Below are 20,256 nucleotides of genomic sequence, written 5' to 3'. Positions count from 1 at the left end.
CTCAGAAGTTAATAAAATTTTTATTCAAAAATTCATCTTCCAAGACAAATTCCCGGCAAAGCAAATCCTCGGAGGCTTTTTCAGACCTTTCACTCCAGTAAAAGTTTCTTCACTCCAAAAACTCTCCATTACATGAATAAAAGAGTTTATCAGAAGTATAGAGTCACCTGATAAAACCATCCAAGGATCAGAAAAAATAGCGGAATTAAATTTGGGAGTGTATTCGACTCATACACTCATCAAAAGTTCGCAAACACAGACCGGTTGCCTGGTTTCCAATTGTCCCGGACCACCCAAAGCAAATGTTTAAAAAAATCAAAAATTTGTTCCAACGAGGTCGTCTGAGGCTCTAACTCCGGTACAGGGAAAACCGGGTCTTTTATTAAGACCTGAAAAGCTTTCGGACAACAAGAATAAAACTTACTGCACAAATGCAGTACTTCACCGGGGCGAATTTCTTCCATAGAGATCGGTAAAGTGTGGGCAGGGACTACTTCAGAGCAGATATAGTGAAAGTATTCACCTTTTGCTCCGCAAACAAAAATAACAATATCGTAACTGCAAATCGTTTCGATATCTTCTAAATGAAAGTGGTGATTTTGTTCGATTTTACCATCGTTCCAAGTTGAATTCCGGAGCCAATGTTCTAAACGCGCACAAAGTTCATGAGTAATTTTACCATAGCTCAGAGTAGGGTCACCATAGCCATAGATGAGCAATTTTGGGGAGTTCATAGGGAAAAATTAGTGTATAAGTTAATTTAAGATAATAATAAGTTCTTCCCTTTTTTAGAATTTCAAGAATGTAATACCCTAAAGTACCTATTATAAATATACAAAATAATAATACAAACCAAACTACTTTAAATAATATTACCCGGAGATAATTACTCCTTTTCCGTTATTTTTAAAAAGTTCCTTTATTCGCTGTTTTTTCTCTTATAAAAGCCAGGTTTTCAAACAAATAAAGCTATTCGCCTCAACAAAAAATGGTAACCGGCACTACAAATCCAAGTGCTAATCACCATCTATAAACAATCCTATATACCTAGGCCTGGCAAGCAAGCTATTCTCCTACAAAGCATTTAGGTCGTTTCATCTCCGTCTTCTTCTTCCAAAATATCGATATCAGAAATCAATACGCGTTTTGCAATTCTTTTACCGGTCAAGGTATTGGCCAAGCCACCCATGGCAGTTTCCTTGTAGCGGTCTTCCATACTTTGGCCTACTTCTCCCATGGCTTGCACACATTCGTCCACCGGGATCACGGCATTTACATGAGAAAGGGCGATTTGTGCGGAAGAATTGGCAATGGCCGCGGCACTGGCATTGCGGACGACACAAGGCACTTCCACCAATCCGGCAACCGGGTCACAAACCAAGCCCAACATACACTGAATGGTAATGGCCACAGCATTAAATACCTGATCAATAGAGCCTCCCAAGGCAAAGACGATCGCCCCGGAAGCCATGGCTGCAGCACTTCCCGTTTCGGCTTGGCAACCTCCTACCGCTCCGGCCAAGGATGCATTTTGTTCAATTACCAAGGCGATCCCCGCAGACACCAACAGCGCTTTTTGTAGTTTTTGATCATCCAACCGATGAATTTCTTGCAATGTGGTAAGTACTCCGGGCAATATTCCGGATGCCCCCGCTGTAGGAGCCGCCACCACCCGTCCCATACAGGCATTGACTTCCTTGGCCGCCAGCGCCCTGGAGATCAAGCGGGTAAACTCCGGAGACAATACCGTTATTTCCGATTGGTAGACTTTCTTACCTCCATTATCAATCATCCCGCTAATCGACTTCATATCTTCTTTCAAGCCCGTTTGCACGGCTTCCTTCATCACTTGATACGCCTTGGCTAAGCCCTCCCATATTTCTTCTTCCGTTCGTCCCTTTTGTTCTATTTCATATTGCAATACAGGTTCATACAAAGGCACACTGTTCTCCTCACAGTAAGCTTTCCATCCTAGAAAATTTTCAAATAATAGATTCATATTTTTTGGCTTGTACTATGTGTTGTAAATGGCAATTTGGCATTTGGCGTAGATGGATTGCAGTAAAGCAACCCCCTCGAATTTCAAACATATTTCACATTCGAAAATATCATCAAATGTAAATTGATTTTTTGATTATTCAACAAGATTACGGACTTATATCTTTGTTATCAAACAAGAAGCTCAAGTTGCTATTCCGTTCTTGTTTTTGAAAGAAACTTATGTAAAAACATTCGTCAAATTTCCGCAGATTATCTTATTTTGTATACGGAAAACACCAAGCTGATTTTTGCCTGGCTTACTCGCGAAAAACCTATGCCGCTGAGGTTCCCGTTACTACAACTTAGGACCAGCCTTTTAGAAAGGTACGACTCTTCCTTCTTACAGGTCCTTCACCGGAAAAACTTTTTTATATTTATATACATAAAACCCTGCTAAAACCTAATAAGATGAGAAACCAAACCCACTACTGGATTGCAGCATTTTTGACTTTACTTTTCAGCTGTAATTCACAAAAAAACGAACATGCAAACTCAGCAGTAAAATACACCCTTCAACAATGGGAAGAAAAGGAAGGGGATTGTCAACAACCCGATCAGCCTTGCGCCCAAGTCACGGTAGAATACCCCGAGTTTAAAGGAGGGCCAAACAAGGCCGGTGAAGTATTGAACCAGGTGGTAAACACAGCCCTTGAAGAAAATTTGAAAAGCTCTTCACCAGAAAACCAACAGACTCCGGGCAATTTAAAAGCCCAAGCAGCGGCCTTTTTAAAAGAATATGCGGCCTTTCACCATGAGTTCCCTGACTCTCCCCAACAATGGTATATACACCTCGACATTGATGTCATCTATGAATCGCCTCAATTGATCACGCTCAATGTTTTCTCCGATGCTTTTACAGGAGGCGCTCATCCCAACAGCTTTGTCAAGTATATCAATATTGATTTGACTCAGTTAAAAACACTCTCTATTGAAGATATCGTTTCAGACATGGCCCGTTTTTCAGAAATTGCCGAATTGAAATTCAGGAAAGCCCGTTTTTTGAAACCCGAGGCAGACTTGAAAACTGCAGGTTTTTTCTGGGATGAAAACAAATTTAAAATGGCTAAGAACTTCGCTTGTACCAAAGAGGGAATTTATTTGTACTATAACAGTTATGAAATCGCTCCGTATGCACTGGGCCCGACAAAGGTATTCATTCCTTATTCGGAACTAGAAGGTGTAATTAAGAAACAGTATTAAGCACTACAAACCCCTACGCTACAGCACTTCTCATCATAGAGAAAGAAGGTGAGTGTAGGGGTTTACATTGCCTGACAGACGCTTTAAGAAATATACAAAATCAAATATACCAAACCGATACTGACCAACATTCCCAAAGTCACCTTTCCCAAATCTTTCAGCACCAAGCGAAATACCAAGCCCAACTCATGGAGTTTCAACCTGTAAGAAAAGACAAACTCCCGGCCGGCCAGCAAACCAATAAATACCCATGTGGTACTCATCGGAATATTACTCATATTCTTAAAAGCCAACAAGACTAACCCATAAATAAAATCAATGATCGTGGCCGAGCGGATATCGGTCGTGTTTGTTTTGGAGGTGACAATTTTTTGAATTTCACCCCCGCGGGAATAATAGATAAATCCAAGAATTGCCAAAAGCACTGCCATGGACATCAGAAGGTAGGACAGGTGAAACTCTTCATTCCTGGGCAGAAACACATAAATATTTGCCAAATCCTGAATCAACCACTGACTCCATAAAAAGCCGGTAGAAACCCACTGTAAAATCAGCCATTTCTTATCGCTTATACGAATTTTTGTGTCTATGAAATACTTTTCCACCGGTTTGGCAATAATATGATAAATGACAATGGCCGAAGCGAAAGCGATGATATACCCTAACAGGGATTTGATCACCATCTTCTCGATCAAAGTTGAGCTGGAAAAAATGCTCAATATCAGAAAGGTGGTGCTCACAGGGATCCCAAAACGGGTAATGACCAATAAGACCAAAGGAGGAAGGATATAATACCAATGAAAGGGAGAAGGAATCGCCACTTTCTCTAAACGGCCATAGGAAACGTCTCCACCATACATAAACCAACCTGCCAATAAGACAATGGTAAGAATCCCACCGGAGTAAAGCCATAGCACCCACCAGGGGCGTTCGCGGTTAGAACTTAGAAAAGTCCCCAAGGTTTGAATCACATCGTTTGCAACTACTGAGTACCCCGCCAATAAAAAGCCCACCAACATAAAAACCGATTCCATTACTATCCGTTTTATTTTCGTGAATTACCGTTTGTGGTATTGAATTTTACGCAAGATTCAACAGAAAGCGATAATTAATCTAAAAAGTAAGATGAACAAATTGTAAACTTTATTTGACGGTATCGCAATGGATTTTTTCATAAAAATTCAAGGGTTAATTTTCAACAAGAACGAATCTATACAATGAAGTGGTTTACACGTATAGTTTTTGACCGAACATGGAATCAAAATCGGCTCATCAAAGCACTTTTGAAAAGAATAGTCAAAGCTATTTAGGAAAAAGAAAAAGGTTAATTCACTTCAATCGTAGAAATTATGATTTATTGGCAGATCATTTTCAAAATCCGGCATAAAAAACTCCCGGCTTGAAAAAACCGGGAGCCGTTTGTAAAGAAAAACACCGGAAAATTGCTTTAGGCAAGTCCGGATTTGCGAAAAGGCAATTTCCGGATACGCTTACCGGTAGCCGCAAAAACCGCGTTGGCAACCGCAGCCGGAATAGGCGGAAGACCGGGTTCACCCAAGCCGGTGGGGTTTTCATTGTTTTGCAAGAAAGCGACTTCGATTTCCGGAGCATCGGGAATGCGCATCAATTGGTACTGATGGAAATTATTCGCCTGCGCTTTTCCATTTTTAAACGTCAATTCTCCGTACAAGGCATGCCCTAAGCCATCCATGATCCCTCCCTCTATTTGGGTTTCCGCACCGCTTAGGTTCACTACGATGCCACAATCTACCGCACAATACACTTTGTGTACGTTTATTTTACCTTGTTGCACGGAGACCTCGGCCACTTGTGCCACATAGGTACTAAAGGAATAATGTGCTGCAAATCCTTGATATACCCCTTCAGGCAAGGCTTTCGTTCCCCAACCCGCCATCTCTGCGGCTTTTTGCACTACGGCTTTGTAACGATCCGGGTCATATTGCACCTCGCCTATGGGTTGTTGCTTTGCGTCCTCCAACAACTCCAGGCGAAAGGCCACCGGATCTTTTTTCAGGGAATGAGCTATCTCATCAACAAACGACTCTTCGGAAAACGCGATAAAATTATGATTGGGGGCCCGCCAAGGTCCTGTGGTAATAGGCGATTCCAACTTGTGATAATCCACCCGGAAGTTTTGTACGGCACCTGCCGGAAAATTATTTTCCCGCGTACCATTGCCGGAATTTATGGCAGAAGCTTGCAAATGCCATCCTACCAAGCGCTCGTCCTTTAGGGCAGCTCTGTATTTATACATCCCGGCGGGTCGATAATACCCTCCCGTCATATCATCTTCCCGGGTCCACACCACTTTTACAGGTGCTTTGGCCAGTTGTGAAACTTTAGCGGCTTCTACTACAAAGGCAATATCCAGACGCCTTCCGAAACCTCCTCCCATTCGCGTCATGCCCACCTCGATTTTTTCCTCGGGAATTTCCAAGGCTTCCGACACTACCTTGCGGGAATGGGCAGGCAGTTGTGTAGGTCCATAAAGCTCCACATGATTTTCTTTCACATCGGCAAAGAAGTTCATGGGTTCCATAGTATTGTGTGCAAGGAAAGGGGCTTCATACGTTCCTTCGATGAGGCGGTTTCCTTTTTTGAATACTTCCTCCACCTTTCCATCGTCCCGTTTGGGCTTTTCCGAATTATTTTTGAGCAATGCTTCAAAGGCCTTTTGATGCTCGGAGCTCGTTTCTCGGGGATCGTCTTCTGTCCATTCGATTTTCAAGGCATCTCTTCCTTTCATCACCTCCCAGGTAGAAGTACCCAACACAGCCACTTTATCATCAAAGGAGACCACTTGTTTGACTCCGGGAAGTTTCTTGGTTTCCGTATCGTCAAACGATTTCAATTTTTGCCCAAATGCCGGAGGTCGGGCTACCACCGCAATCAGCATTCCTTCCCGTTTGGTATCCATCCCATAGTCCATCTTTCCGGTCACAATCTTGGGATTGTCCACATTGGGAATACGAGTACCCAACAGGTGAAAATCTTTGACATCTTTCAAAGGAGGGTTTTCCGGCACGGGCAATGCCACGGCTTTTTCCACCAACTCGCCATACGGCATACGTTTTCCGGAAGCAGTATGCACAACCTCTCCCTTTTCCGTGGTACATTCATCCGGGCTCACCTTCCACTCTTTGGCAGCCGCCTGTTTCAACATTTCTCTGGCGGTGGCTCCTGCCTGGCGCAATGCTTCCCAACCATGCCTTACCGAACCGCTTCCTCCTGCTACTTGCCTTTGATAGTTCTCCGTATCCAGTTTGGCTTGTTCTACTTTTACCATCGCCCAATCCACATCCAGTTCTTCCGCTACTATCAGCGGCAATGCGGTTTTTACCCCTTGTCCGATTTCAGGGTTGGGCGCCTGTAAGGTCACCCAGCCATCGGCTGCGATTTTCAAAAACGCATTCGGATGAAATACGGCATCGGATACTTGCCGGGAAGCCGGATTACAAGCCTGTAGCCAGTTAAAACCCAACACCAAGCCTCCGCCTGCTGCCGTGGAGACTTTTAAAAAATTTCTTCGGTTTGTTTTCATTGTTCACTTCCTTGGTTTGCTGCCTCATGAATTGCTTTTCGGATTCGCTTGTAAGTGCCACAACGGCAAATATTCCCCGCCATGGCCGCATCAATCTCCGCATCCGTAGGCGATGGATGCGTTTTTAACAAAGCAGCGGCTGACATAATCTGCCCAGACTGACAATAGCCACACTGGGGTACATCTACACTTTGCCAAGCCAATTGCACGGGATGATCCCCCTTGTCGGAAAGTCCTTCAATGGTTACAACTGTCCCTTCCTTTACGGCAGATACCGGTAGTGAGCAAGAACGGACTGCGTGGCCATCCAGATGCACGGTACAAGCTCCGCACTGGGCAATACCACATCCGTATTTGGTACCGGTAAGTCCCAAGGTATCCCGCAACACCCATAACAAAGGTGTGTCAGGACTTACGTCCACTTCCATTTTTTTTCCATTAACTTTTAATGAGAATGAAGCCATTTCGTATGTTGATTTTATAAAATTCTAATTCGTTTTTCTCTGATTAATACGGAAGCATATTAACCCTTCTAACTTTCCGGAAAAAGCTGGCTGATACTAAAATCTTGTCATGATTTCTTACCAAGAAAAAACCCGGAAAGCACTTTGGAGTATTACTAAAGGCTATTCAAGTTAAGTATTTTTTCAAAACCCAGTTTTACTTAACAGAATTTTAACAAAAAAACAGAACCCGCCTGGTAATGATTTGCCGGGCGAGTTCTGTTTTTTGCGGTGGAACCCTCTACAACGCTACTGTCTTTGGGAATGAATCAATACCTCATCCCGCAAAATACGTTCCCTCCGACAACTACATTTTATAGCCGAAGTGCTGTAGTTTCCGTTGATTTTTCCGCCAGTTTTCCTCTACTTTCACATACTGCTCTAAAAAGACTTTTTTTCCGAAAAAGGCTTCCATATCTATACGGGCTTCCGAACCGATTTTCTTTAACATCTGCCCGCCTTTCCCAATGATAATTGCCTTTTGGCTTTTGCGCTCCACGTAAATCTCCGCAGAAATCCGGATCAGGTTTCCTTCGTCTTTAAAACTTACAATGGCCACTTCACAGGCATATGGCACTTCTTTTTCATAATTGGTAAAGATTTTTTCCCGGAGGATTTCCGAAGCAAAAAAGCGCTGAGGCTTATCGGTCAGTTCATCTTTGGGGAAGAAAGGGGGATGCTCCGGCAAATTATCCAAAATGGTATCGAATACTTTTTCCAGGTTAAATCCATGCAATGCGGATACCGGAATTACTTCTTTCAAAGTCATTCGCTGTGACCACTCTTCGATTTTCCGCATTACTTCTTCCTGATCACCCAAATCGACTTTATTCAAGACCAGAATAATCGGAATATTGACCTTTTGCAACATTTCCAATACGTCCTCCTCATCGAAGGCCTCGTGTATATCTACAATAAACAAAATCATATCCGCATCCTCCATGGACAACTTTACAAAGTCCATCATGGAGTTATGCAATTCGTACTTGGGCTTGATGACCCCCGGCGTATCCGAATAGACAATCTGATACGCTTCATCGTTGACAATTCCCATGATCCGGTGCCGGGTCGTTTGAGCTTTGGAAGTAATAATGGATAACTTCTCCCCTACTAACTGATTCATTAAAGTGGACTTGCCTACATTAGGCTTTCCAACAATACTGATAAAGCCTGCCTTGTGTGTGCTCATATTATTAGTTTGAATTAATATTTTCCTCTTCTGAAAAATGCGAAAGTACAACGTATGCCTTAGAAGTGGTTTAAACTTATGGTTTTTGACCGAACATAGAATCAAAATCGACTCATCAAGGCACTTTTTGAAGAGAATAGCCAAAGCTATTGTTGAAAAAAGTAACATAGAAGAGGCGTTTTTGAAACATTTTTCAGGAAAAAGAAAAAGTTTAATTCACTTCTTAAATAAATCCCATTAAGGCTTACCTATATTAGGGTTTAAAGTACTTAAAAATTCCGAATCTAACCTTTATGAAAAGGGAATCAGGCACTTTTTTTCAAACTACCTCCTCTTCCATTTTAGATTTTCAATACTTTTATTTTTTTCCTTCAAAAACAAGATGCTCTTTTTCAGATACTTATTCAGGAAACAGTCATTTTATTCAAGCATTCGCATTAAATTTCTTGTCAAAGGTATTGTTTTCTTAATTAAAAGTTCTACTTTTGTGCCAGCAAAACGCTAATAACAGTGCGGGGTGGAGCAGTTGGTAGCTCGTCGGGCTCATAACCCGAAGGTCGCAGGTTCGAGTCCTGCCTCCGCTACAAAGTAAGCCGGTCAGAGAAATCTGACCGGCTTTTTTATTTGACATTTAGCACAAGAAGAAACATGAATCACAGCAAGATCAGACTTACAGATACCAAGGAATTTGAAGCCGCTCAAGTGATAGAATTGTATAAATCCAACAAATGGTCCTCGGCGGAAAAACCCGACCTTCTTTTGAATGCATTGCACAATTCCCACAGTTTGGTTTTAGCCTATGACGATACCAAGTTGGTTGGCTTGGGCAATGCGATTTCCGATGGATACCTGGTAGTCTATTACCCTCACTTACTGGTACACCCGGATTATCAAGGCAAGGGTATCGGCAGAATGATCGTAGCCAAACTCCAAGACACCTATACAGGCTTTCATCAACAAATGCTTACCGCTGATGGCAAAGCCATTCGATTTTATGAAAAATGTGGCTTCACAAGAGCAGGAAACACAGAGCCAATGTGGATTTACCAAGGCAAGGAACATTCTTAAACCTTTCGAGAAATCACAAAAAAGAATAGCTGGAAATAGCATATCAGTTTTTTTTAAAAAAAAATCACCCCTGTTAACTCACTGGCTATCAAATAGCCTGACCTCTATTTCCCCGTTCAAAAAGCTTACAAAGGAAATTGAGTATTGCATTTTAGTTAAAAATTTCTACTTTTGTACCAGCAAAACGCTAATGACAGTGCGGGGTGGAGCAGTTGGTAGCTCGTCGGGCTCATAACCCGAAGGTCGCAGGTTCGAGTCCTGCCTCCGCTACAAAGTAAGCCGGTCAGAGAAATCTGACCGGCTTTTTTATTTTAAGAAAACTCCCCCCGCCTTTTGGGAAATATTCTTATTCTATATTCGGAATTTGACCTGATGTATTAATTTAGAGGCGTCTAATCCAAAAGACTCATTTCCAATAGATATGAAAACCTTTGATTTCAAAAATGACGTGGTCTTGGAAAATGCAAGGGTACAACTCCGGCCTTTACGTATGAGCGACCATGAGGTATTATTGCCGATAGCTATAGAACACCGGGACCTGCTTCAATTTTCACCTTCTCAAATCAATTCACCGAAAAAATTAACCTATTACCTGGAACAAGCATTAAATGCTAAAAAAGCAGGTGTGCGCTACCCCTTCATTATTTTTGATAAGCAACAACAACAGTATGCAGGCAGTACCAGCTTTGGTCATATTTCCAATTACGATCAACGTTTGGAAATTGGTTGGACTTGGATAGGCAAAGGCTTTCAGGGCAGTGGGTTGAACAAAGAATGCAAGTTTTTACTATTACGTTATGCTTTTGAACAACTGGAATTCCAACGGGTAGAGTTTAAAACCGATAGCAGAAACCTGCAATCCCGAAAAGCCATAGAAAAAATTGGCGGCAAATACGAAGGCGAATTAAGAAGCCATACACTGATGAGTGACGGCTACCGGAGAAACACGGTGTATTATAGTATACTTTCGAATGAATGGGAAGGATTAAAAAGCAGCATTTTCCATGCTCAGGCAGAATACAAATAAACCCGTTTTATTTATTTCAAAATGGAAAAAGTCATCATTGAGAAGAGCGGAATAACTTTTCCGGAAGGATATTATTTCAAGCAAAGCCCTGTAAATCAACAGGGTAAAATACCTTCCAGCAGCATTTCCGAGATCAATCTGCATACCTTTCCCCCTTCGTTGGTCAGAGAAGAAAGAGAAGTTATTTTCATACCCTCAAAATATAAAAATCAATTACAGGAGTTCGGGGAAAGCCATCAAATCCCTATCAGCCACCGCTTTGATATATGGGAAGCTTTGTGCAGGCCCTATCTTGACTGTGAAATGTTTCCGGGGGAGGAGGAACAGCTTCTAAAAAACCTTGAAGAAGCTGGTATTCCGGAACAAGAAATCCGGCAGATCCGGTCGAAAATCAACAAGACCATGTCCAAAAATATGTATGCCTGGGAATGGACCTATTTGGGATTATTTGATTTTTTGAATTGGAAAGACCGCTTGGACAGTGAAAAATACTGGTGGTCGATGCACATCGCCTTAAGAAATATACAAACTTCGCCAAGCAAATAATAGCTAACTTCTTCTTCAACTATTTTGCAAAGAATACATTTTGTCCGGTATCAAAGCTTTGTTGGCAGGCGACAGAGTAAAAGCAAACAAGCTTCCTTTTTCTCTTTTTTCATCCAGCCAAATGCGCTCTCCGTGTAGTTCTATAAACTCCCTGCAGAGCATTAACCCCAAGCCTATTCCTTTCTCTTTCTGCGGATTGCTTTTAGGCTTTACAGACAAGCTAAACAAACTGGCTTTCACTTCTTCGGGCACACCTGGCCCTTGGTCTTCTACCCAGACAGTGACTTTTCCCCCTTGCTCCCGGGCTCCCACAGTCACTTCTCCTTTCCACTCTGAAAACTTAATCGCATTGCTCAACAAGTTGCGAAACACAATTTTTAGAATATCCTCATCGGCCATCACTTGAATGGGGTCCGGAATATGAATATTCACTGTGATTTCCTTGGCTTCTGCTTTTTGTAATAACAACACAAAGTTATGATTGACGAAATTGCCCAAATCAATTGACTTGGGCGAGAGTACCACGCCCTCCATTTGGCTTTTCGCCCAGTACAACAAGTTATCTAACAGTTCGGAAGTGAGCCGTACCCGTTCTTTTAACTCTTTAGACAGCAATTGCAACTCATTTTTGTTGAGTTTGTTTGATTCAAGCAAATGGAATGTCACCAACAAGGCATTCAAAGGGCTTCTGAAATCGTGAGAAATAATCGAGAAAATTTTATTTTTCAATTGGTTGAGGTCTCCCAATTGCGCATTTTTCAGGCTGATTTGTTCGTTTTTTTCCAACAGGTGTGTATTGTATTCTTCAATTTTCTTTTTCTGTGTTGCGATTTCGCGGATTCGAAGAGCCACTTCTCTTTCCAGTTTAAGTTTGTGTTTCATCAAAATCCTTACCCTTGCCCGGTAAATACCGTAGAGCACTACTGCCACACTAACCGTCAACAGTGCAATAAACCACCAAGCTTTCCAAAACGGAGCAGAGACATGAATTTTAATAGAGATCCCCTCCATATTCCAGACGCCATCGTTGTTGGCTGCTTTTAGTCTAAATACATACTCGCCAGGCGGCAAATTGGTATAGGTAGCCTTCCTTTCATTTTTCACATAAGTCCAATCCGTATCCAAACCCTCCAGCATATAGGCATACTGATTTTCTGCAGGTGAAAGCAGGTTCAGCGCTACATATTCTATGGAGATCGTAGATTGTTCATGACACAAATAAATTTCCTCGGCTGTTGAGATATGCTCAGTCAGCACCTTTTTTCGCTCGATAAAGGAAACAGACTCGTTGAAAATTTTTAACCCGGTAAAGCTTAATTGCGGAGGCGCTTGATTTTTCAACAAACTGTCCGGATGGAAATAGACAAAGCCCCGGTCGCTTCCGAATAGCAAATGATGATCGGAAGTCCGGAAGGAAGCATGCCTGTTAAAATCATTGCCCTTATGCCCGACATCCATTACATAATTTTCCACCAACTCTTTTTTTACGGGATCAAAAGCCGAGAGACCTTGTTTTGTACCCAGCCAAAGCAGGCCGTTATGATCTTGTTGGATACTTTGCACTTCTACAGACAGCAAACCTTGCTCTTCTCCGTAAAATTCAAAGCTTCCCTGCTCTTCATTCAACAATTGCAGGCCTTTGTCAGTCCCGACCCATAGTTGAAGGTCTTTATCTTCAAAAACACAATTGAGCGTATAACTTCGCAAACCGTTTTTCTGAAATTCTTCGTAAAAATAATGTGTAAACGACTGAGTATGCACATCGTACATAGACAAGCAAAAGTCGGCAATCCAAATCCGGTTATAACTATCCGAAACCATGTCATATATTGTAGGAGATGCAATACCCAGGCTATCTTTGGATATAGGAAACGCTTGAAATTGATGAGTATCGGGATCAAATACCCCCAAACCTTTTTTAAAGGTGCCGGTCCAGATTCTACCCCGATGGTCCATCAAGCCCACACTTAGAAAATTGTCAAACAAGCTGGTACTGTCCTGCGGGTCATTTTTAAAACATTGAAATTTCTCCGTATCCGGGTCGAAATAAATCAACCCTCCCCCATAACTAGCCAACCAAAGTTTGCCCTTTTTATCTTCCATAATGGACAAAATCACATTGGTACAAAAATCACCCTGTTCGTCCGGGTGATTCATATAGTTTTTGAAACTTCCTGTAGAGGGATCAAACAAATTTAAGCCTCCTCCATCAGTACCAACCCAAAGGCGCTTTTGTCGGTCTTCATAAAAACAAGTGACCTGATCATTACTCAAGCTAGTTGGATGGAAAGGGTAATTTTCATAATAACAAAACCGGTTCAATTGCGGGTCAATATAACTGACTCCCCCCTTATGGGTTCCGATCCAAAGAATGCCCTGCCGGTCTTCATATACTACCCGTTGAGCCGTGGAAGATATACTGGTAGGGTCTTCCTCCTTATATGCATAACCCATCCATCTATCCGCTCCCGGTTGATACAGGTACAAGCCACCGGAAGTACAAAACCAAAAATCCCCTTTACTGTCTTGAAAAATATCCTCAATTGCATTTCCATTCGGTTCACTCAGTACCCCCAAAGGAATCCGCTTTCTTTCCACCTTTCGAGTATCCGGGTGTACATTGGTATAGCCTTCCTGTGAGCCTAGCCAAAGTTGCCCTTGCCGGTCTTTGATCAAAGAGGTGATATAATCACTGGCAAAAGGTTGCTCGGGATCACGATACGGAAAATAGTCCAGTAATTGTTTGCGATCCGGATGATAAAGACAGAGCCCCCGTTTCGCTGCTACCCAGAGTGTTCCATCTGTATTTTCCAACAAAGCAAAGACCTGCCCGAAGGCCTTACCATCTACGCTCAAATGTCTCTGGTACAGCTCCGTTTGGGGGTCAAATTCGACAAGCCCCCCTTCCGAGTTGTTTATGCCCATCCAAATGCGATTGTCCTTGCTAATCAGCAATTCCGTACACCCCTCGTCTATTCCTTGAAAAGAGAAGGTTTGAAAAGACTCTGTTTGCGGTAAATATTTGCTAAGTCCACCACCATTAGCTATCCATATCTGCTGCAAAGTATCTTGTTTAATATCCCATACATGATCCGTAAAGAGGCTGGTAGAATCCTGTGGGTCATGTGTAAAGCTGGTAAAAGAGTAGCCATCGTAGCGGTAGAGTCCTCCCCCTGCGGTCCCTACCCAAAGAAACCCTTGTTGGTCCCTTAGAAAGGCCCGTACTGTCTTTGTCAACAGCCCTTCGTGTGTACCGATTTTTTTAAATCGCATTGTATGTTGAGCACTCACCAAGGGGCTAAACAACAAAAAACAAACAAGCATCAAGAATATTCGCCTGATACTCTCCAAGCAATCCATAATTAACAATTACAATTAAAAAACTGAAGTAGGCCTTCAAGACCTTTCATCTCCTCATAATAGCTTACCTCCTTTTCATTATGTTAATTCACCTCACACAACTGAGTACTTTTACTCTTCAGCCAGTCACTAATTTTAATCAAATAAAGAACTCTGCTTTCGATGAGTAAGATTTACTTAAAAAAAGAAGTTTTTGTAAGCTAAAAAGATCTGTCAGTTTGGTTATTCATCGCATATTTGCCAAGCGTTCCAGCCATTCGAAAAGAGATTGATGACTTGTACAAACACCTGAACACAAGGTTAGCAAAAAATTTCTCCATTCACCGGCTCGCCTCTTAAGGCCTTTGTAAGTTTTCCAAATCACTTTGTTATAACCCAGCAAGTTATGACACTCCCTCCAAAGGACTTACTAAAAACAAATACCGGCTTAACAATTTCCAGACTTGATCAGAAAATTTCTTAACTTAGAGAAATTGTTCGAATACCTTAATAGAACCCTTGAAAACAGCAACTTATACGGCTACCCAAGCCGCAGACTGAACCATCCCCCTACCTTCTTTATCCTGTTTACACTTAACACCGGACCTAATCATCTTACACTGACTAGCTTTTTCACATCATCAAAATCTCCTATGAAAATGGACAAAGTGTTTAAGTCTCCCCAGGCTCCTTCTACGGTAGTCAATGCGGACAAAATCTTTCAAGTCGCCACCGGATTTTTCGCTTCCAAAACCCTCTTAACAGCCACCAACTTAGGACTATTTGCACTCTTGGCCAAAGGTCCTTTACCTGCCCGGGAAATCCAGGAAAAACTGGGACTTCATTCAAGGGGGCTTTTCGATTTTTTGGATGCGTTAACCTCCTTAGGCTTTTTGGAACGTAGCGGTTTGAAAGAAACGGCTATTTATCAAAATGCCCCCGATGTGGATACCTTTCTGAACCCCAACAACCCCCATCAATACATGGGAAATGTTTTAGAGATGGTCAACAATCGCCTCTATCCTTTTTGGAATTACCTGGAAGATGCATTAAAAAGCGGAAAGCCTCAAAATGAATATAGAGAAACAGGCAAGCCGATCTTCGAAGCGCTCGTATCATCTCCTGAAAAACTTCGAAAGTTCATTTCGGCCATGCGAGGAGCTCAATTGGGAAACTTTCATTCCTTTGTAGAAAAATTTGACTTTTCACGTTATAAAACCCTTTGCGATGTAGGAGGCGCCAGTGGAGTCTTGGCTATGCTTGTGGCTACTAAACACCCGCATATGAAATGTACCACCTGGGACATTCCGGAAGTCAGTCAACTTGCCCGGGAGTACCTCCGGGAAATGAAAATGAAAAACAAAGTAGCGGTAAAAGAAGGAGACTTTTTTACCGATTCCTTCCCCAATGCCGATATCATCGTCATGGGAAATATTCTTCATGATTGGGATCTGGATCAGAAAAAAGCGTTGATTCGCAAAGCATTCAATGCCCTGCCCAAAGGAGGGGCTTTTGTCGTCATTGAGAACATCCTAGACAACGAACGCAAAGAAAACACCTTTGGCCTGCTGATGTCCTTGAATATGCTGATCGAGTGCGAGGGCGGTTTTGATTTTACCGAAGCGGAATTTAAAGAATGGACGAGGGAAGCGGGTTTCCGGTATACGGATTTATTACCTTTGGGAGGTCCCTCCTCCGCAGCGATTGCCTATAAATTGGATGAATGATCTTGTACTATCTGAAAATTTTCCAATACCTCTCCTATAAGCAAAAGTCCAAATGCCCCTTTTCCGGAAATTCCGGGGAGGGGCATTCTTTCCAACAATCAACACAAACACTCACTCGCACTCAAAACAATAGCTTTTTTATTGCCAATACATAGGTATTTTACAGTCAATTTATTATTATCACAATACCTTAATAGCATTGTAATTATTTACTATTCATCACGAAAATATTCTCTAAATTCACATTTCAAATCAATAAACTTCATGAAGATCCCAAACCATTTTTTAATTTCGCTCACCACTTTAGGATTAAGTGGCGGAATTATCAGCTGTAACAGTATACACAAAGAACAGACAATGCAAGCACCAAAAGCGGAGAAAGAAGCCAAACAACTCACTTTACATGGCGACACCCGGACAGATGATTACTACTGGATGCGTTTAACGGACGAGCAAAAAAATGCCGAAACACCGGATGCACATACCCAGAAGGTGATTGACTACCTGGATGCCGAAAATGAGTACACTCAAAAACAACTAAGCCATACCGAGGCCCTTCAGGACACCCTCTATCAGGAAATCGTAGGAAGAATCAAGCAAACCGATGAATCCGTACCCTACTTTGAAAACGGCTATTGGTACTATACCCGGTACGAAGAGGGAAAGGAGTACCCTATCTATTGCCGTAAACTCAAAACCTTGGAAGCCGAAGAGGAAGTACTGCTCAATGTCAATGAAATGGCAGTGGGCAAAAACTACTACAGTGTTAGCGGCCTGGAAGTGAGCCCGGATAATAAATTACTGGCATTTGGCGTAGACACCCTGAGCCGGAGGATTTATACCATCAGATTTAAAAACCTGGAAACCGGTGAGGTGCTGAGTGATGAAATTCCCGGAACGACTGCAGGCGGGGCTTGGGCCAACGACAACGCCCATTATTTTTACACGGCCAAAAACGAAACAACCCTCTTACCGGAAAAAATTCTCCGGCACCGCTTAGGCGAAGCCGCCTCAGATGATGCAATTGTATACAAAGAAGAAGATCCTTCCTATTACATCGGAGTATATAAATCCAAATCCGACAAATACGTCATCATTTGGAATAGTAGCACCTTATCCAGCGATTTTCATATTCTGAATGCGGATCATCCGGAGGATGATTTTCAACAATTCACTCCCCGGGAAGAGGTTCATGAATATCAAATCGAGCATTTTGAAGATAAATTTTACATCGTATCTAACTGGGAAGCAAAAAACTTCCGTTTGATGGAAACTGCTGAAAAGGCTACGGAGAAGTCCCAATGGAAAGAAGTCATTGCTCACCGGGAGGATGTACTGTTAGAAGGCATTGAAATCTTTAAAAACCATATGGTGGTGGACGAGCGCAAAAACGGCTTGACCCAATTGCGGATTATCCATCAAAAGACAGGAGAAGAACACTACCTGGACTTTGGAGAACCTGCTTACACTGCCTATGTTTCTACCAACCCGGAATTTGCTACCGAGCAACTGCGCTTTGGCTATTCTTCACTCACTACTCCTAACTCTATCTATGATTACAATATGAACTCGAAAGAGAAAGTATTGAAAAAGCGTAGTGAGGTAATAGGCGGACATAACCCGGAAGAGTATACCACCGAAAGACTTTACGCAACAGCTCGTGACGGCAAAAAAGTACCGATCTCCCTTGTGTATAAGAAAGGCTTTGAAAAAAACGGACAAGCACCCTTGCTTTTGTATGCCTATGGTTCTTACGGAAGCACCATGGATGCTTATTTCAGTTCAGCGCGCCTGAGCTTGCTGGACAGGGGCTTTGCCTTTGCCATTGCACATATCCGGGGAGGACAAGCGCTGGGAAGAGAATGGTACGAAGAGGGTAAAATGCTGAAAAAGAAAAATACATTTTACGATTATATCGACTGTAGCAAATTCCTGATTGAACAACAGTACTCCAACCCTGAAAAGCTCTTTGCTATGGGCGGCAGTGCCGGAGGATTACTAATGGGTGCGGTGGTCAATATGGCTCCTGAATTGTACCGGGGAGTAGTGGCAGCTGTTCCGTTTGTGGATGTCATCACGACTATGTCAGACCCTTCCATTCCCTTGACCACTAATGAGTATGACGAATGGGGCAACCCGGAAGACAAGGAGTACTATGAGTACATGAAAACCTACTCTCCGTATGACAACGTAAGCAAACAAGCTTATCCTAATATGCTTGTCACTACCGGTTTGTTCGATTCGCAGGTGCAATATTGGGAACCTGCCAAATGGGTAGCGAAACTCCGGGAATATAAAACCGATCACAACCTATTGTTGATGCATACCAATATGGAAGCCGGGCATAGCGGAGCTTCCGGCCGGTTCAAGCGTTACAAAGAGATGGCTTTAGAATATGCTTTCATGTTGGATTTGGCAGGCATTAAGCAATAGATTAATTCAATAAAAAGAGGCAAGTAACCAGTGATTACTCGCCTCTTTTTATTGATCCCGGTAAAATACTCCATCATACGCACTTCCCATATAGGCCCCCCAAGGCAGTTTGGCGGGCATGGGGTATTCGGTGGCAATACGGTTAATTTGCAAGCCGTCAAAAGTGTAGGTACTTTCCGTATTGGTAGCATGGCAATAAATTATATCCATAAAACCATCCTGATCCAAATCCCCCAGCCAAGGGGTGGAAGAAATATTGCTTCCGTCAAAAACAGGGCCTACTTGTACTAATTCCCGGTTTGAAAAATTGATAAAGACCAATACGTTGTAAAAGTATGTCCGGAGGTTTTGTTCATCCACCGATTTGATATTGACACTTAAAAAAGCCTCATCCCTTCCGTCTTTAGTAATATCAGCTGCTACGGGAGTGCTGGTTTGGTAAAAACCCAATGAATCGACAAATTCAAGCTTTCCAGTTTGGCCATTTACCATAAACTGTTTGCACCACTCCAACTTCGGCCAGGCCCCTTGTGCGTAAGAGACAAAAAAATCAGGAATTGAATCTTTGGTAAAATACCCGGTTGCAATAGAGCTATACGCCTCCGTATTAGGCATATGTACCGACCATAAAGCCTGGTAGGTTTTGCCGTCAAATGCCAACAAACGACCGTCTACCGAATTGGCCAGAATATCCGGCACTTGGTCTTGGTTAATATCCACCCAAACCGGAGGTGCAATATACCCTTTGGCCGGGCTGCTGTCTAACAACTTCGCTTCGGACAGATCCCCTTTCAGTATTTGCGAAAGCAAGCCTACATATAGATTACCGCCAACGGTTTCGCCTCCTGTGCCAAATATCACTTTATAATCGCCTTCCCGGTTTGCAGGAGTAATGGCCACTGACATATAGGTCTCTTTTCCATCCGGCATTTCCGCCTGAGCCAACAAACGCCCATCCTTCCCACTCAATACCAGCAAATACCCCGGCGGACGATCCGGATCGTAAGCTGCTGCCATCACATCTCCGCCATTGGAGATCAACACCTCTTCCAAGCCGTCCTGATTTTGATCGGGTATCCATTGAGGATTGTAAAAATTATACCATTTGTGTGATGATGTTTTTGAAGTATTTTCAGGAGAAAACTGCCAAAGCAACTCCCCTGTTTTCCCATGAATGGCTTTCAACTCTGCAGAACGTCCCCCAATCAATATATCAGGAATGCCATCTCCGTTTAAGTCTTTTAATGCCGCCGAACCAAATATCTGGTCTTTGGCGCTTACCTGCCAAAGTAACTTTCCGTGCCGTCCGTCCAAAGCAATCATTGCAGAATCACAGGCTTGAAACTCTTTTCTACCTGCTCCCAAGATAATATCCCCTACCCCATCTTGATTCAAATCCGCCACTCGTGGAGAAGAAAAAGTTCCGATTCCGGGCAATTGGACTGACCAGGACTTCTGGCCTTGTAGTGTCAGGGGCATTACTCCCAAAGCCAAACACCACAGATACAATGGAAGAATTTTCATAATGATCAACAAGGCTTATAGTATGAATACAATTCTCATATGCCGATCATTCCCAGAATATTACAGACTTGTCTACATCTGATCTTCTATCAACGGAT

Annotated in this window: 14 protein-coding genes and 2 tRNA genes; 8 read left to right on the top strand and 8 right to left on the bottom strand. The window is 42.6% G+C overall.

Annotated features, from left to right (window positions below; all coding sequences use genetic code 11):
• Window positions 1-239 precede the first annotated feature (239 nt).
• Window positions 240-734: a hypothetical protein gene (locus AAG747_RS15965; RefSeq protein WP_346822194.1), complete on the bottom strand. Its 495-nt coding sequence runs from the start codon at window positions 732-734 to the stop codon at window positions 240-242.
• Window positions 735-1,084: 350 nt separating this feature from the next.
• The gene (gene sdaAA, locus AAG747_RS15960) at window positions 1,085-1,999 is read right to left on the bottom strand and encodes an L-serine ammonia-lyase, iron-sulfur-dependent, subunit alpha (RefSeq protein WP_346822193.1); all 915 of its coding nucleotides are present in this window, start codon (window positions 1,997-1,999) and stop codon (window positions 1,085-1,087) included.
• 449 nt (window positions 2,000-2,448) lie between these two features.
• Here sdaAA and AAG747_RS15955 point away from each other — a divergent pair, with 449 nt between their 5' ends.
• Window positions 2,449-3,240, top strand: coding sequence for a DUF3298 and DUF4163 domain-containing protein (locus AAG747_RS15955; RefSeq protein ID WP_346822192.1), 792 nt, complete (start codon window positions 2,449-2,451; stop codon window positions 3,238-3,240).
• An 83-nt stretch (window positions 3,241-3,323) separates the two neighbouring features.
• Here the strand turns inward: AAG747_RS15955 and AAG747_RS15950 are convergent, their stop codons facing one another.
• The 4 genes from AAG747_RS15950 to era form a co-directional block, all read right to left on the bottom strand.
• Window positions 3,324-4,274, bottom strand: coding sequence for a hypothetical protein (locus AAG747_RS15950; RefSeq protein ID WP_346822191.1), 951 nt, complete (start codon window positions 4,272-4,274; stop codon window positions 3,324-3,326).
• Between the two features lie 413 nt (window positions 4,275-4,687).
• Window positions 4,688-6,802, bottom strand: a complete 2,115-nt coding sequence (locus AAG747_RS15945; protein ID WP_346822190.1) for a xanthine dehydrogenase family protein molybdopterin-binding subunit — start codon at window positions 6,800-6,802, stop codon at window positions 4,688-4,690.
• Entirely contained in the window at window positions 6,799-7,266 is a 468-nt protein-coding gene (locus AAG747_RS15940; RefSeq protein WP_346822189.1) for a (2Fe-2S)-binding protein, read from the bottom strand. Before AAG747_RS15940 ends, AAG747_RS15945 begins: the two co-directional genes overlap by 4 nt.
• Before the next feature lie 346 nt (window positions 7,267-7,612).
• Window positions 7,613-8,494: a GTPase Era gene (era, locus tag AAG747_RS15935; RefSeq protein WP_346822188.1), complete on the bottom strand. Its 882-nt coding sequence runs from the start codon at window positions 8,492-8,494 to the stop codon at window positions 7,613-7,615.
• A 511-nt stretch (window positions 8,495-9,005) separates the two neighbouring features.
• Here era and AAG747_RS15930 point away from each other — a divergent pair.
• From AAG747_RS15930 to AAG747_RS15910, 5 genes are all read left to right on the top strand, one after another.
• Window positions 9,006-9,078 (top strand) — tRNA-Met (locus tag AAG747_RS15930).
• 64 nt (window positions 9,079-9,142) lie between these two features.
• Complete coding sequence (locus AAG747_RS15925) at window positions 9,143-9,562, top strand: GNAT family N-acetyltransferase (RefSeq protein ID WP_346822187.1); 420 nt, start codon at window positions 9,143-9,145, stop codon at window positions 9,560-9,562.
• A 197-nt stretch (window positions 9,563-9,759) separates the two neighbouring features.
• Window positions 9,760-9,832, top strand: a tRNA-Met gene (locus AAG747_RS15920).
• A 151-nt stretch (window positions 9,833-9,983) separates the two neighbouring features.
• A complete protein-coding gene (locus tag AAG747_RS15915) occupies window positions 9,984-10,589 on the top strand; it encodes a GNAT family N-acetyltransferase (protein WP_346822186.1) in 606 nt (201 codons plus the stop codon).
• A gap of 21 nt (window positions 10,590-10,610) precedes the next feature.
• Complete coding sequence (locus AAG747_RS15910) at window positions 10,611-11,135, top strand: hypothetical protein (RefSeq protein ID WP_346822185.1); 525 nt, start codon at window positions 10,611-10,613, stop codon at window positions 11,133-11,135.
• A gap of 15 nt (window positions 11,136-11,150) precedes the next feature.
• On the opposite strand, the gene AAG747_RS15905 is transcribed toward AAG747_RS15910, so the two are convergent.
• Window positions 11,151-14,408: a two-component regulator propeller domain-containing protein gene (locus tag AAG747_RS15905; RefSeq protein ID WP_346822184.1), complete on the bottom strand. Its 3,258-nt coding sequence runs from the start codon at window positions 14,406-14,408 to the stop codon at window positions 11,151-11,153.
• Window positions 14,409-15,133: 725 nt separating this feature from the next.
• On the opposite strand from AAG747_RS15905, the gene AAG747_RS15900 reads away from it, so the two are divergent.
• The gene (locus AAG747_RS15900; RefSeq protein ID WP_346822183.1) at window positions 15,134-16,201 is read left to right on the top strand and encodes a methyltransferase; all 1,068 of its coding nucleotides are present in this window, start codon (window positions 15,134-15,136) and stop codon (window positions 16,199-16,201) included.
• Between the two features lie 264 nt (window positions 16,202-16,465).
• Window positions 16,466-18,634: a S9 family peptidase gene (locus tag AAG747_RS15895; RefSeq protein ID WP_346822182.1), complete on the top strand. Its 2,169-nt coding sequence runs from the start codon at window positions 16,466-16,468 to the stop codon at window positions 18,632-18,634.
• Window positions 18,635-18,682: 48 nt separating this feature from the next.
• Here the strand turns inward: AAG747_RS15895 and AAG747_RS15890 are convergent, their stop codons facing one another.
• A complete protein-coding gene (locus AAG747_RS15890; protein ID WP_346822181.1) occupies window positions 18,683-20,158 on the bottom strand; it encodes a PQQ-binding-like beta-propeller repeat protein in 1,476 nt (491 codons plus the stop codon).
• Window positions 20,159-20,256: the final 98 nt, after the last annotated feature.

It is taken from the genome of Rapidithrix thailandica (genome assembly GCF_039710355.1).
In the GTDB taxonomy this organism is placed as follows: Bacteria; Bacteroidota; Bacteroidia; order Cytophagales; family Flammeovirgaceae; genus Rapidithrix; species Rapidithrix thailandica.
The sequence above is the reverse complement of the archived record's forward strand: the minus strand, read 5'-3'. Positions and strand labels throughout refer to the sequence as shown.

Bases quoted from the DNA above. Each gene is read 5' to 3' on its own strand.
- era (WP_346822188.1), bottom strand. From the start codon at position 8,494: ATGAGCACACACAAGGCAGGCTTTATCAGTATTGTTGGAAAGCCTAAT.
- AAG747_RS15965 (WP_346822194.1), bottom strand. From the start codon at position 734: ATGAACTCCCCAAAATTGCTCATCTATGGCTATGGTGACCCTACTCTG.
- AAG747_RS15890 (WP_346822181.1), bottom strand. From the start codon at position 20,158: ATGAAAATTCTTCCATTGTATCTGTGGTGTTTGGCTTTGGGAGTAATG.
- AAG747_RS15940 (WP_346822189.1), bottom strand. From the start codon at position 7,266: ATGGCTTCATTCTCATTAAAAGTTAATGGAAAAAAAATGGAAGTGGAC.
- AAG747_RS15925 (WP_346822187.1), top strand. From the start codon at position 9,143: ATGAATCACAGCAAGATCAGACTTACAGATACCAAGGAATTTGAAGCC.
- AAG747_RS15945 (WP_346822190.1), bottom strand. From the start codon at position 6,802: ATGAAAACAAACCGAAGAAATTTTTTAAAAGTCTCCACGGCAGCAGGC.
- sdaAA (WP_346822193.1), bottom strand. From the start codon at position 1,999: ATGAATCTATTATTTGAAAATTTTCTAGGATGGAAAGCTTACTGTGAG.
- AAG747_RS15910 (WP_346822185.1), top strand. From the start codon at position 10,611: ATGGAAAAAGTCATCATTGAGAAGAGCGGAATAACTTTTCCGGAAGGA.
- AAG747_RS15905 (WP_346822184.1), bottom strand. From the start codon at position 14,408: ATGCGATTTAAAAAAATCGGTACACACGAAGGGCTGTTGACAAAGACA.
- AAG747_RS15950 (WP_346822191.1), bottom strand. From the start codon at position 4,274: ATGGAATCGGTTTTTATGTTGGTGGGCTTTTTATTGGCGGGGTACTCA.
- AAG747_RS15915 (WP_346822186.1), top strand. From the start codon at position 9,984: ATGAAAACCTTTGATTTCAAAAATGACGTGGTCTTGGAAAATGCAAGG.
- AAG747_RS15895 (WP_346822182.1), top strand. From the start codon at position 16,466: ATGAAGATCCCAAACCATTTTTTAATTTCGCTCACCACTTTAGGATTA.
- AAG747_RS15900 (WP_346822183.1), top strand. From the start codon at position 15,134: ATGGACAAAGTGTTTAAGTCTCCCCAGGCTCCTTCTACGGTAGTCAAT.
- AAG747_RS15955 (WP_346822192.1), top strand. From the start codon at position 2,449: ATGAGAAACCAAACCCACTACTGGATTGCAGCATTTTTGACTTTACTT.